At 69.2% G+C, this 13,060-nt stretch carries 11 protein-coding genes; 9 read left to right on the top strand and 2 right to left on the bottom strand.

The features are described 5' to 3' along the window. The first annotated feature begins 86 nt into the window (after positions 1 to 86). A complete protein-coding gene (locus GLP40_RS09260) occupies positions 87 to 740 on the top strand; it encodes an HAD family acid phosphatase (RefSeq protein ID WP_154787457.1) in 654 nt (217 codons plus the stop codon). A gap of 57 nt (positions 741 to 797) precedes the next feature. Here GLP40_RS09260 and GLP40_RS09255 read toward each other — a convergent pair whose 3' ends face one another. Beyond that, positions 798 to 1,694, bottom strand: coding sequence for an NmrA family NAD(P)-binding protein (locus GLP40_RS09255; RefSeq protein ID WP_154787456.1), 897 nt, complete (start codon positions 1,692 to 1,694; stop codon positions 798 to 800). A gap of 103 nt (positions 1,695 to 1,797) precedes the next feature. On the opposite strand from GLP40_RS09255, the gene GLP40_RS09250 reads away from it, so the two are divergent. Beyond that, on the top strand, positions 1,798 to 2,577 hold the full coding sequence (locus GLP40_RS09250) for a TetR/AcrR family transcriptional regulator (RefSeq protein ID WP_154787455.1): 780 nt from the start codon (positions 1,798 to 1,800) through the stop codon (positions 2,575 to 2,577). Positions 2,578 to 2,740: 163 nt separating this feature from the next. After that, entirely contained in the window at positions 2,741 to 3,646 is a 906-nt protein-coding gene (locus GLP40_RS09245; protein WP_154787454.1) for a hypothetical protein, read from the top strand. A gap of 40 nt (positions 3,647 to 3,686) precedes the next feature. Here GLP40_RS09245 and GLP40_RS09240 read toward each other — a convergent pair whose 3' ends face one another. Continuing rightward, the gene (locus GLP40_RS09240) at positions 3,687 to 4,076 is read right to left on the bottom strand and encodes a DUF2237 family protein (RefSeq protein WP_326357779.1); all 390 of its coding nucleotides are present in this window, start codon (positions 4,074 to 4,076) and stop codon (positions 3,687 to 3,689) included. Between the two features lie 217 nt (positions 4,077 to 4,293). Between GLP40_RS09240 and ftsY the strand changes: the two genes are divergently transcribed. From ftsY to ffh, 6 genes are all read left to right on the top strand, one after another. Continuing rightward, positions 4,294 to 5,964: a signal recognition particle-docking protein FtsY gene (ftsY, locus tag GLP40_RS09235; protein ID WP_328289913.1), complete on the top strand. Its 1,671-nt coding sequence runs from the start codon at positions 4,294 to 4,296 to the stop codon at positions 5,962 to 5,964. Between the two features lie 261 nt (positions 5,965 to 6,225). Further along, positions 6,226 to 7,572 (top strand): ammonium transporter, encoded by a 1,347-nt coding sequence (locus GLP40_RS09230; RefSeq protein WP_154787742.1) that lies wholly within the window; start codon positions 6,226 to 6,228, stop codon positions 7,570 to 7,572. Positions 7,573 to 7,577: 5 nt separating this feature from the next. Beyond that, positions 7,578 to 7,916 (top strand): P-II family nitrogen regulator, encoded by a 339-nt coding sequence (locus GLP40_RS09225; RefSeq protein WP_154787741.1) that lies wholly within the window; start codon positions 7,578 to 7,580, stop codon positions 7,914 to 7,916. Positions 7,917 to 8,193: 277 nt separating this feature from the next. Then, positions 8,194 to 10,641 (top strand): [protein-PII] uridylyltransferase, encoded by a 2,448-nt coding sequence (locus GLP40_RS09220; RefSeq protein ID WP_328289912.1) that lies wholly within the window; start codon positions 8,194 to 8,196, stop codon positions 10,639 to 10,641. A gap of 195 nt (positions 10,642 to 10,836) precedes the next feature. Continuing rightward, a complete protein-coding gene (locus GLP40_RS09215; RefSeq protein ID WP_328289911.1) occupies positions 10,837 to 11,145 on the top strand; it encodes a hypothetical protein in 309 nt (102 codons plus the stop codon). A 142-nt stretch (positions 11,146 to 11,287) separates the two neighbouring features. After that, positions 11,288 to 12,859 carry a signal recognition particle protein gene (ffh, locus tag GLP40_RS09210; RefSeq protein WP_328289910.1) on the top strand — a complete coding sequence of 524 codons (1,572 nt, stop codon included), beginning with the start codon at positions 11,288 to 11,290 and terminating at the stop codon, positions 12,857 to 12,859. The last annotated feature ends 201 nt before the right edge of the window (positions 12,860 to 13,060 follow it).

The raw sequence follows: 13,060 nt of genomic DNA, 5'->3' as shown, positions 1-13,060 counted from the left end.
GGATGCGTCCCGCTGAGCGGGATCCCGGTACACGGCAAAGTGAAATGCCTGCGCGTCGCACCGGCGGGGCGCTAGCGTCCGGGCTCATGAGACGCTCCATCGCCGTACTGGCCGCCGGCATCGCCGTCGGTATCGTCGCCCCGCTGCCCGTCGCCGTGGCCGACTCCGGATCCTCCGCACTCGGATCCGGATCGGGCTCGGGCTCGGGCACCGGATCCCTGTCCGGCTCGGGCGGCACCGGCAATCTGCCGCCCTACAGTCAGTGGATCAGCGACATCACCCCGATCGCCGCGGCCGCGCAGACCTATCTGACGACGGCGCTGCCGGGAACCACCAAGCCCGCCATCGTCTTCGACATCGACAACACGGTGCTGGAGACGAATTACCATCCGGGACCGATCATTCCGGCCATCCCGCCCATCCTGAAGCTGGCGCAATGGGCGAAAAGCCAAGGGGCGTCCCTCATCTTCGTCACCGGCCGGCCCGCGCTCATGAACGTCTACAGCCAGATCAACCTGAGCACCGTCGGCTACCCGGTGGACGGCCTCTATGGCGGCGGCCTCACCACCGGGTCCAGCGGCGCGGGCGCCCTCGCCGACTACAAGACCGCCACCCGTGCCTCGATCGAGGCCCAGGGCTACACCATCGTCGCCAATATCGGCAACAGCGCCTCGGACCTGTCCGGCGGCCATGCCCAGCAGACCTTCAAGCTGCCCGACTACAACGGCGCGCTGGCGTGATCGGCCGCTTCCGGTGACCGCGGGCGAGGAGGCCTCGATCCTCCTCCCCTCCGACCCTCACCCGCCCAGCAGCGACTTCAGCCGTGCCGCACCGGTTTCGGCCAGCCACGCGTCGAGAGTCCGCAGGCCGGGATGAATTTCGCGGAGCGCGGGAATGTCGGCGTGCCAGCCCTGGCCCTGCCGCGACAGCCGCCAGGCCGCCACCACCTCGGGGCCCATCGCCTCGGCTTCGGCCTCGCTCGCCTCCTCATAGCGGACCGGATGCCCGATGGCGGCGCTGATCGCCGCCGCGGCCGCGGGCATGGTGGGATCGTCCCCGGCCAATTCCAGGATCTCGCCGTGGAATCGAGCCGGATCGTCGAAGGCCAGTTGCGCGAAGACGGCGATATCGTCGACGGCGATGGCCTGTACGGGCCGATCGGCCGGGAACAGCTGCCGGTGCACACCGTCATTGATGCCGTCGATCGGGAAGCCCCGCATGAAGTAGTTCTCCATGAACCGGACCGGACGCAGGATGGTCCACTGCAGGCCGCTACCGCGCAGCGCCTCCTCCACCTGCCGCTTGCCCTGGGCACCCCACTTGCCGTCCTCGGTATAAGAAGCGACGGTGGTGAACACGATGTACTCCACCCCGGCCGCGCGTGCCGCGTCGATGAACCGGGTACCGCGCTCAACCTCCATGCCGACGTCCCAGCCATGGGGGCCGAAGGTCGCGGGCGGCACCAGGAACGCCGAACCCACCCCCGACAGCGCGGCGGTGAGGGAGTCGGGAGCGTCGAAATTCCCGACGGCCAGTTCCGCGCCCGCCGCCGCGAGCTCCTGTGCGGCAGGCGATTCCGGATCGCGCACCAGCGCGCGCACTCGACGGCCGACGGCGAGCAGCCGCCGCGCGGTCGCGCCGCCCTGTTTGCCGGTCGCGCCGGTCACCAGGATCAGATCATTGCGAGAAGACATTGTCGCCCGTTCGTTCAGTAGTATTCGGGTCGGTCGACCCGAATACACACGCTAGAACCAGCCATTTCCGTTGGCCGACACCGGAAAGGACCCGCGTAACGAAATGCCCACGCCGACCCTGCCCCGCGCCACGCCGAACACCCGCTCGGACGCTCGCCGCAATCGCGCCCTCGTGCTCGCCGCCGCGCACCGTGCCCTCGCCGAGGGCGGGGTCACGGTCTCGCTGGCCGAGATCGCACGGCGGGCGGGCGTCGGCGCGGGCACCGTGTATCGGCATTTCCCCACCAAAACCGCACTGCTGGAAGCGGTCATGCAGCAGCGCATCGACCGCCTCACCGGTCTGGCCCACCGCCTGCGCGACGCCCCCGACGCGGGGCGGGCGTTCTTCGCGTTCTGCACCGAGGTCATCACCTCCACGCATCGCAACCAGGCCGTCTGCGACATGGTCAGCAATGACGGCTGGCCGCGTGAGCTGGTGCGGGACGCGGGCGCCCGTTTCCATTCCGCCCTCGACGATCTGCTCATCGCCGCCCAGCGCCAGGGCGCGGTCCGCGCCGATCTCACCCTCGCCGACGTCCTGGCCCTCTTCACGGGATGCGTCGCCATCCAACGCCTCACCTCGGACCACGAGCTGGCGCGTCCCGCCGCCCTGGTGCTGGACTCCATGCGCGCGCGACCCGCGGCGCGCGTAACGAAAGACCGAAATCGGTTTATCCCGCGTGACGAAACCCCGTCCCGTAACGAAACCGCCGCATCGCACTGCCCGATCTGCGCTTCCCCGATCCGCTCCACCGGCACCGGCCGCCCCGCCCGCTACTGCTCCGCCGCCTGCCGGCAGAAGGCCCACCGACGACGTCGCGCGGCCGCGCCCGGCCCCTGTTGAACCCCCCCATGAAAGCTGTTGGGGCACTTCGTGACCTGGGTGTGTCCGAACGGATGCGAAGGTGTGACGAGGGGGGTCCAGAGCTGAAAAATACTGGTAGAAGGCCATATACGTCGCCTTCGTATGGACCCCCGAACGGGCAATGTGGCAGTACGCTCCCTGCGTGGTTTGGGTGTCGGCCGCGGCGTTCGGTGTCGCATGGTGGCTCGGTTTGTATCTGTTGGCGCGGGATCCGCGAAAGCCATTGTTGCGCAGGGCGGCTGCCGGATTGCTGGCGTTTGCCGGTGCCGTGGTGGCCGATCGGCTGGCCGGGGCTGACCCCTGGTTCGGCGGCGCGCGGATCGTGCTGGTGTGCGCGCCGGTGCTGGCCTTCAGCGGAGCGTTCGTGCGACTGCTGCCCCGCGGCGCCGTGGAGCGCGTCGACCGCTGGTGGCGGGTCGGGCTACTGCCGCTGTGCGCGCTGCTGGCCATGCCCGCGGCGGGCGGCTTCCTACCCGCCGGGTATCTGCTGGGTGCGCTCACCCTGCTGGCCCTGCTCGGCACCATGCTCGGCATGCTCGGTCAGCACGCCGAATGGTCCGAGGATTCGCGCCGGTCGGCAGCCGGGCTGCTGACCGTGGGCGCGCTGCTGCTCGGGTTGAGCACGGCCCTGATCCTGTTGGGCCTCAACGTCTTGCCGCGCACGGCCATGCTGTCGGTCATCGCGGCCGATCTGGTGGTGCTGGGCCTGGGCATCGCGGTACTCGACGCGTACGACGAGGGCGAAGGGCTGCGTGCCGACATGATCCACTCGCTGGTGGTCTCGGGCGCCACCGCGGCCGTGTTCGGCGGCCAGGCCGCGCTCGCCCTCACCCTGGTGGGCGAGCGCCCCGTCCTGGTGGCGCTGTTCTTCGGCGCGGTCGCCGCCGCCATCACCCTGCAGGTCCTCAACCGTCTGCTGCAGGTCGGCGCCGACCGGGTGGCCTTCGCCTCGGATCCGCAGCTGTGCGCGGCCCGTATCGAATTGCGCAGCGCCACAGAGGCATTGCTGCGCAAGGGTAGTGACAACGGGCTGCACACCGGCGGCTGAGCGGCGCCGGACGCCCGCGCGGTTCGGCGCGGGCCCGAGGTCAGAGCAGGTCGCTGACGTCGTCGGGGACGTCGACGGCGTACTTGCGCAGCGTTTCCATGGGGACGACCTCGAGAGCGTTCTCATGGGTCGCGGCCAGCACCACCGGTGCGGCCACGCCGTCCTCGTGGGCGTGCAGCCAGCGCACCGCCACCACGCACCATCGGTCGCCCGGTTGCAGGCCGGGGAAGTTGTTCTCGGGACGCGGCGTGACGAGGTCGTTGCCGATCGACTTCTGGTGCTCCAGGAATTCCGCCGTCACCACGGTGCAGACGGTGTGGCTGCCAAGATCCTCAGGGCCGGTGCTGCAGCATCCGTCCCGGTAGAAGCCGGTGAGAGGATCGGTGCCACACTCCTCCAGCGGTCCCCCAAGCACATTTCGATCGGTCACGTCGCCGATCCTATTGTCTCGGTGTCGCATTCGCCGCTCCTTCCGCACTGTGGCACCTTCCCGAGCAGACCGGTCGGTAGAAGCTGGGCTTCTCGGAGCCGTACCCCGGCGTGTCGACGCTTCGCTCGACACGGCAGTGTGATACATGACACTGCCCTCCGACGCGTCCGTAGGTATGTGAATCGGGCAATACAACTGCCTCTGAAAGGATGGGGGAGTGACGACTGCAGAAGTTTGGATTCTCATCGCCGCGATCGCCGCGGTGCTGCTCGTGGCGCTGGTTGCCGGATATGCCCTGAACAAGCGCCGCCGGATCTCGCTGACCCCGGAGGTCACCGAGACCAAGGAGGTGACCGACAGGTCGGGCGGATACCAGGCGGCGAGCGGATTCAGCTTCAGCCAGGGCGGCATCGCGCCCAAACCCACACCGCAGCCGCTCCCGCCCGAGCGCACCGACGACGAGGGGCAGCCCCACGTCGGCGACGACGCCGCCATCCCGCGCGACTCGGCCAAACGCAGCATCACCGAGGTGCGCCTGCCCGAGCCGGTCCAGGGCCCTGAGCCCGCCCCCGAGTCCGTCACACCCACCGAATCCACAGCCACCGCCGCGGACCAGGCCCCGGCCGCCGCCGAGCGGGTCGCCACCGAATCCACCTCGGCCGCCGAGACGTCAGCGGCCGACACGGTCACACGGACTGACGACAGCGCCGAGGGCACCGCGCGCGCCGAGGCGGTCGAAGCCGCTGGGCAGGCCGGTGAGGAAGCGGCCGGCAAGGGCGCGGGCGATGTCGTCGAGCGCCCCGCCGCGGAGGAGGCCGCCGCGGAGGAGGCCGCCGAGGCGGCCGTGGCCGCCGCCGAGGTGGCGGCCGCCGCCGAGGCCGCCGTGGCCGCGCACGCCGGTGCTCCGGCCGTGGCCCCCGAAACCGCCCCTCCCGCCGCTGCTCCAGCGCCCGCCATCGCCGAGATCGAGCCCACCGCGGGCCGCCTGACCCGCCTGCGCGGCCGGCTCTCCCGCTCCCAGAACGCCGTCGGCAAGTCGCTGCTCGGCCTGCTGGGTGGCGGTGACCTGGACGAGGACTCCTGGGAGGAGGTCGAGGACACCCTGGTCATGGCCGACCTGGGCACCGCCAGCACCTCCACCATCGTGGAGCGGCTGCGCTCGGAGATGGCCGCCCGCAGCGTCCGCACCGCCGCTGAGGCGCGCGCCCTGCTGCGTGAGGTGCTCATCGACGCGCTACGGCCCGAGCTGGACCGCTCCATCCGCGCGCTACCGCACGCCGATCACCCGTCGATCCTGCTGGTCGTCGGCGTGAACGGCACCGGAAAGACCACCACCACCGGCAAATTGGCGCGCGTGCTGGTGGCCGACGGCCGCCGCGTGCTGCTCGGCGCGGCCGACACCTTCCGCGCCGCCGCCGCCGATCAGCTCCAGACCTGGGGTGAGCGCGTGGGCGCGGAGACCGTGCGCGGCAAGGAGGGGGCGGACCCCGCGGCCGTCGCCTTCGACGCCGTGTCCGCCGGTATCGATCGCGGCGTGGACGTGGTGCTCATCGACACCGCCGGGCGCCTGCACACCAAGACCGGCCTGATGGACGAGTTGGGCAAGGTCAAGCGGGTGGTCGAGAAGAAGGCCGCGGTGGACGAGGTCATCCTGGTGCTCGACTCGACGGTGGGTCAGAACGGTTTGATGCAGGCGCGGGTCTTCGCCGATGTCGTGGACATCACCGGTGTCGCGTTGACCAAGCTGGACGGAACCGCCAAGGGCGGCATCGTGTTCCAGGTCCAGCATGAGCTGGGCGTTCCGGTCAAACTGGTCGGTTTGGGCGAGGGCGCGGATGATCTCGCTCCCTTCGAACCCGGCGCCTTCGTCGACGCCCTGCTCGGTTAATCGGCACTGAACTGCGCCGATACCGAAATCAACATCATCCTCACAATGTCGCCGTAACAGTGGTGCGGGCTCGGAAACGCGACCGCAACACTGCAATCTCATCCGTTCACGTACGCGAAACGCCGCAGGATCACGGCTGAAACACCGACTGACGAACCTCATTGCAGGCTTATTCGCAGGTTGCTGCGGGGCCGTAGATGAGGAGGACAAAAGGTGGCGTATCCCATCGTTGATGTGCCGAACACCGGCGACACGGCATGGATGCTCGCGAGCTCGGCATTGGTGCTGTTGATGACCCCCGGGCTCGCATTCTTCTACGGCGGTATGGTCCGTAGTAAGAACGTGCTCAACATGATCATGATGAGCATCAGTGCCATGGGCATCGTCGGCGTGCTCTGGGCGATCTTCGGATTCTCAGCGTCGTTCGGTGACAACAAATTCGGAGTGATCGGCAATCCAACCCAATTCTTCGGGCTCAAGGGCCTGATCGGATCCGACGCGAAGCCGGAGGTGATGGCGGACCCGTCCAAGGGCATCGATCACGCCGACGCCGTCGGAATCCCACTGGCCGGTAACACCCACATCCCGATGACGGTGTTCGTCGCGTTCCAGTTGATGTTCGCGATCATCACGGTCGCCCTGATCTCCGGTGCGGTCGCCGACCGCCTGAAGTTCGGAGCCTGGGCGCTGTTCGCCGCGGTGTGGGCCACCATCGTCTACTTCCCGGTCGCACACTGGGTTTTCGACTTCAACGCCACCGACACCGACGGCACCATCATCCACGCCGGCGGCTGGATCGCCAATAAGCTCAAGGTGATCGACTTCGCCGGCGGTACCGCCGTCCACATCAACGCCGGTGCCGCTGGCCTGGCGCTGTGCCTCGTCCTCGGCAAGCGCAAAGGCTGGCCCAAGACCCCGATGCGCCCGCACAACCTGCCCTTCGTCATGCTCGGCGCCGGTCTGCTGTGGTTCGGCTGGTTCGGCTTCAACGCCGGTTCGGCGCTGTCCTCCAACGGCATGGCGGGTTCCACCTTCCTGACCACCACCTTCGCCACCTGTGCCGCGATGCTCGGCTGGCTGCTCGTCGAGAAGGTTCGCGACGGTCACGCCACCTCGCTGGGCGCCGCCTCGGGCATCGTCGCGGGTCTGGTCGCCATCACCCCGTCCTGCTCCTCGGTGAACGTGCTGGGCGCGCTGGCCATCGGCGCGGTCGCGGGTGTGGCCTGCGCCCTGGCGGTCGGCCTGAAGTTCAAGCTGGGCTTCGACGACTCGCTCGACGTGGTGGGCGTCCACCTGGTCGGCGGCATCATCGGCACGCTGATGGTCGGATTGGTGGCCACCAAGGAGGCTCCGGCCGGAGTCCAGGGTCTGTTCTACGGCGGCGGCTTCAACCAGCTGTGGCGTCAGGCCGTGGGCGCCGGTGTGGTGCTGGCCTTCTCGTTCATCGTGACGCTGATCATCGCCTTCGCCATCAAGTTCGTCATCGGCCTCCGCGCTACGGAGGAAGAGGAGTTCGTGGGTATGGACGAGTCGGACCACGCGGAAACGGCATACGATTTCGCTGCTGTGGGTGGTGCGGCGCGCACCACCGCCGTCAAGGAGGCATGACGAAAATGAAACTGATCACTGCGATCGTGAAGCCGTTCACCCTGGAGGATGTGAAGACCGGCCTGGAGCAGGCGGGCGTGCTCGGCATGACCGTCAGCGAGGTTCAGGGTTACGGCCGTCAGAAGGGCCACACCGAGGTTTACCGCGGTGCCGAGTACTCGGTCGACTTCGTCCCGAAGGTCCGGGTCGAGGTAGTCGTGGACGACGCCTCCGTCGACAAGGTCGTCGAGGTCATCGTGGAGGCCGCCCGCACCGGCAAGATCGGCGACGGCAAGGTCTGGGTGACCCCGGTCGACACCATCGTCCGCGTGCGCACCGGCGAACGCGGGTCCGACGCTCTGTAACCGAAGAGAACCGAGCGGCGGCCCGCTCCCCGCCCGAGAATCGGAACGGGGCGGGCCGCCGCCACGCTCGGTGCGGATCGAACCAATCCAATTGCATATCCGGTGCGTTCACGCTCTGGGCCGCGGCCGAGCGCGGGGAGGCGGAGCAATCGTTCTGGACCGCGGCTCGATAGACATCCGCCGTGAAGCGGCGGAGTGGAGGAAGGAAGTTCGAGACCTCCGGGGCCGTGACCCTGCCGGAGCGCAGCGGAGGCAAATCAGACACAGGTGGTGGGTTGTGGGTTTCCAGCAGGCACGCGATGACAGGGCCGAGGGCGAGAAGGTCTCCAACGGAGCCTTGGACCTGGTCCAGGCCCGCAACCAACTGCTCGGAGAGCACAATTCGACCGGTCGCTCGGTCCGCCTGGACCCCGAGGCGCTGCGGGAAGCGCTGGTGGACCTGTACGAATTGTGGCTGACCACCAAGGGACATGAGGTCGGCATCACCCCCGACAGCGGGCTGGCCCTGGTCGCGGTGGGCGGCCTGGGTCGCCGGGAAATGATGCCCTACTCCGATCTGGATCTGGTGCTGCTCTACGACGACGTCGACCCCCAGCGGGTCGCCGAGGTCGCCGATCAGCTCTGGTACCCGCTGTGGGACGCCCACATCAAGCTCGATCACAGCGTGCGCACCGTCCCGCAGGCGCTGCGCGTGGCCGCCGACGATCTCGCCGCCGCCCTCGGCATGCTCGAGGCTCGGCACATCGTCGGCGACGAAGGACTGAGCAACCTGCTGATCAGCGGCGTGCGCCGGGACTGGCGCGCCGGAATCCGGTCCCGCTTCGACGCCCTGATCGACCAGGCCCAAACCCGCTGGCGCAGAAGCGGAGACGTCGCGCACCGCGCCGAGCCCGATCTGAAGAACGGGCGCGGCGGGCTGCGGGACATCCAGCTGCTGGACGCCCTCGCCATCGCACAGCTGACCGACGCCATGCCGGGGCTCGGTCCGGAGGTGCCCGGCGGCGGGTTGCAGCAGTCGCACCGCCGCTTGCTGGATGTACGCACCGAGCTGCACCGGGTGGCGGGCCGGGCCCGCGACCAGCTGCGGGCCCAGGACGCCGACGAGATCGGGGCGGCCCTTCGCATCGGGGATCGCTTCGATCTGGCCCGCATGCTCAGTGATGCGGCCCGTACGGTCAGCTACTCCACCGACGTCGGGCTGCGGACCGCCGGGAACGCGCTGCCCCGGCGCGGGCTCGCGCGCTTGCGCCGCGTCCCGGTGCGCCGACCACTCGATGAGGGGGTGGTCGAGCATTCCGGGGAGGTGGTGCTCGCCCGCGATGCCCGCCCGCAGCGCGATCCCGGGCTGATCCTGCGGGTGGCCGCGGCCTCGGCCCAGACCGGGCTGCCCATGTCGGCCACCACGCTCAACCGCCTCGGCGAGGATGCGCCCGAGCTCCGCGAGCCGTGGCCCAAGGAGGCGCTCAACGACCTGCTGGTCCTGTTGGGCGCGGGCCGCGGCGCCGTCGACGCCGTCGAGGCGCTGGACCGGACGGGCCTGTGGGGCAGGCTGTTCCCGGAATGGGGTGTGGTGCGCGACCTGCCGCCGCGCGACGTTATGCACACCTGGACCGTGGACCGCCACCTCATGGAGACCGTCGCCGAGGCCGGGGCGCTGTCCACCCGTGTCGCCCGCCCGGACCTACTGCTGCTGGGCGCGCTGCTGCACGATATCGGCAAGGGACGTACCGAGGATCACAGTCTTGTCGGCGCGGAACTGGCCGTCTCCATCGGAAATCGCCTGGGGCTCTGGCCTTCCGACGTGCGGACGCTCGCCGCCATGGTGCGCCACCATCTGCTGCTGCCCGATACCGCCACGCGCCGCGATATCACCGACTCCGACACCGTGAAGATGGTGATCGACGCGCTCGACGAGGACCCGCACCTGCTGGAGCTGCTGCACGCCCTGGCCGAGGCCGATGCGCTGGCCACCGGGCCCGGCGTGTGGAACGACTGGAAGGCCTCGCTCATCGGCGAACTCGTGCGCAACTGCCGCACCGCCATGGCCGGCGAGCCGCTGCCCGAGCCGACGCCGATACCCGACGACCTGCGCGCCCGCGCTGAATCCGGTGGCGTGCATGTGGATCTGAAGCCGGGGGAGGGCCGCTACCACCACATCGTCACCGTGGTCGCGCCCGATGGTCCGGGATTGCTCTCCGACGCGGCGGGCGTGCTGGCCGTGCACTCACTGCGGGTGCTGTCCGCCGAACTCACCAGCGTGGGTTCCTCGGCCATCGACACCTTCGTCGTCGCACCGCGTTTCGGTGATCCGCCGGACCCGGGCCTGCTGCGCCAGGAGTTGATCCGCGCCATCAACGGCGATCTGGATCTGGCCTCCGTGCTGGCCCGCAAGGAGCGGGACGCAATCGGCACCCAGCCGCGTCCCTTCGCGCAGGCGCAACCGCGGGTGTTCTGGCATGAGACCGCCGATCCGGGCCGTGTGCTGATGGAACTGCGCGCCGAGGACCGCATCGGATTACTGAGCCGGTTGGCCGCGGCGCTGGCCGAGGCCGGCGTGAACGTCTGCTGGGCGAAGGTGATGACCATGGGTTCGGCGGTGATCGACACCTTCTGCCTGGATCTGGGCGATGCCGACACGCCCGGGCGCCGCGCCGAGATCGCGGCGGCGGTGCTGGCGGTCGTGCCACCGCAACAACCGAAGAAGCCTCCTGAAGCGGACAGCTGAATCGGATCTTCCCGTCGTTTTCCAGTCGGTTGCCCGAAACCCGTCATAGCTGACAAACCGCACGTTCACCAATTAATCAGAATGTTGCAGGAGATTTGCTGCAACAGCGGTCGGTGATCGGCGTCACACCCTAGTATTCGCGTGCAGGGTCGAACTGAAGATCACAGCTGTCGCGAGCATGAGGGGAGCAGGTCGGTGGCAATCGAAGTCGTGTCCGCGTCGATGATGACGAGCGATCTGACCGCGCACATCGCCCGCTGCGTCGGCGGCGATCGCTGGGTGGTCTCCTGGCTGCCGGGGCGCACCCTCAGCGGCCAGCAGGCGGTGACCGCCATGACGATTGCCTCCACGGTCGCCGGCCACAGCCTCGGTGACGCCGAATGGGCGATGCTCGACGGGCTCGCCCTCGCCCTCGGCCTCACCGCCCGAGAGGCCGTTGGCATGGTCGCCACCGAGCAGCACGACCTGCGCCGGCCCGCGCCGCGCCCGCGCTCGCTGGAATAGCCGCCGAACCGGTGGCGTCGGGCGTCCCGAATCTGCCTGCGGCCGCGCCCCGTTCACGCAGGTCCGAGCCTGGCGCAACGGCGCGGTGCGGATCCCACTACCCTGGTATCTCGAGTGACGTCCCTCGAGATCAGGAGCATCGGTGTTCGAATCCCTTTCCGACCGGTTGGCCGGTGCCCTCAAGGATCTGCGTGGCAAGGGACGACTGTCGCCGTCGGACATCGACGCGACCGCACGCGAAATCCGGCTGGCCCTGCTCGAGGCCGACGTGGCGCTGCCCGTGGTGCGCGGGTTCATCGGCAAGGTCAAGGAGCGGGCCAAGGGCGCCGAGGTCTCGGCGGCCCTGAACCCGGCGCAGCAGGTCGTCAAGATCGTCAACGAGGAACTCATCAATATCCTCGGCGGCGAGACCCGGCGGCTGCGGCTGGCCAAGAACCCGCCGACCGTCATCATGCTGGCCGGTCTGCAGGGCGCCGGTAAGACCACCCTCGCGGGCAAGCTCGCCACATGGCTGAAGGGTCAAGGACACACGCCGCTGCTGGTGGCCTGTGACCTGCAGCGCCCCGGTGCGGTCACCCAGCTGCAGGTGGTCGGCGAGCGCGCCGGGGTGCCGGTTTTCGCGCCGCACCCGGGCACCTCCATCGGTGGCGGCGAGAACCCGCTGGGCGTCTCGGCCTCCGACCCCATCGACGTCGCGCGCGCCGGTATCGAAGAGGCGAAGCAGAAGCAGTACGACGTGGTCATCGTCGACACCGCGGGCCGCCTCGGCATCGACGAGGAGCTCATGCGGCAGGCCGCGGGCATCCGCGACGCCGTCAATCCGGACGAGACCCTGTTCGTCCTCGACGCCATGATCGGTCAGGACGCGGTCTCCACCGCCGAGGCCTTCCGCGACGGCGTCGGCTTCACCGGTGTCGTGCTCACCAAGCTCGACGGCGACGCCCGCGGTGGCGCCGCGCTGTCGGTGCGCGAGATCACCGGCCAGCCCATCCTTTTCGCCTCCACCGGCGAGAAGCTGGAGGACTTCGACGTCTTCCACCCCGACCGCATGGCCAGCCGCATCCTCGGCATGGGCGACCTGCTTACCCTGATCGAACAGGCCGAGCAGGTCTACGACGCCAAGCAGGCCGAGGAGGCCGCCCGCAAGATCGGCTCCGGTGAGCTCACCCTCGAGGACTTCCTCGAGCAGATGCTGGCCATCCGCAAGATGGGTCCGATCGGCAACCTGCTGGGCATGCTCCCCGGCGCGGGCCAGATGAAGGACGTGCTGGCGCAGGTCGACGACAAGCAGCTCGACCGCGTACAGGCCATCATCCGCGGTATGACCCCGGCGGAGCGCGCGAACCCCAAGATCATCAACGCCTCGCGCCGCCTGCGCATCGCCAATGGCTCCGGCGTCTCGGTCTCCGACGTCAACCAGTTGGTCGACCGTTTCTTCGAGGCCAAGAAGATGATGGGCGCGATGAGCCGCCAGTTCGGCCTGCCGGGCGCGGGCCGCGGTGGCAAGAACGCCAAGAAGGGCAAGAAGGGCAAGAAGGGCGGACGCGGCCCGACTCCGCCGAAGGTGCGCGGCGGCTTCCCCGGCATGCCCGGCCTCCCGGGCGGTATGCCCGCCGGTATGCCCGACATCTCCAACCTCCCGGCCGGTCTCAACGAACTGCCGCCGGGCCTGGAAGGTTTCGACCTCTCGAAGCTGAAGTTCCCCAAGCACTGAACCGCTGACACCTCGCCGGCACCGCCCCACTCGGGCGGGGCCGCGCCATTTCGTCACTCGCACAGCCCTTTTCGACGTCCGCGTGCCACTCCCCCCGGTCGTGGCCGGGCCATGAGCCAGGACGCCACTCTCGCGGGCGCGGCCGGCTTCGACCTGGACGTCGGTCCTGTTCCTGGCACAGGCCGAACGCGCGACCGGTCC

The organism is Nocardia aurantiaca (assembly GCF_009708175.1).
Classification (GTDB): Bacteria; Actinomycetota; Actinomycetes; order Mycobacteriales; family Mycobacteriaceae; genus Nocardia; species Nocardia aurantiaca.
The sequence above is the reverse complement of the archived record's forward strand: the minus strand, read 5'-3'. Positions and strand labels throughout refer to the sequence as shown.

Bases quoted from the DNA above. Each gene is read 5' to 3' on its own strand.
- GLP40_RS09255 (WP_154787456.1), bottom strand. From the start codon at position 1,694: ATGTCTTCTCGCAATGATCTGATCCTGGTGACCGGCGCGACCGGCAAA.
- GLP40_RS09225 (WP_154787741.1), top strand. From the start codon at position 7,578: ATGAAACTGATCACTGCGATCGTGAAGCCGTTCACCCTGGAGGATGTG.
- GLP40_RS09260 (WP_154787457.1), top strand. From the start codon at position 87: ATGAGACGCTCCATCGCCGTACTGGCCGCCGGCATCGCCGTCGGTATC.
- GLP40_RS09250 (WP_154787455.1), top strand. From the start codon at position 1,798: ATGCCCACGCCGACCCTGCCCCGCGCCACGCCGAACACCCGCTCGGAC.
- GLP40_RS09230 (WP_154787742.1), top strand. From the start codon at position 6,226: ATGCTCGCGAGCTCGGCATTGGTGCTGTTGATGACCCCCGGGCTCGCA.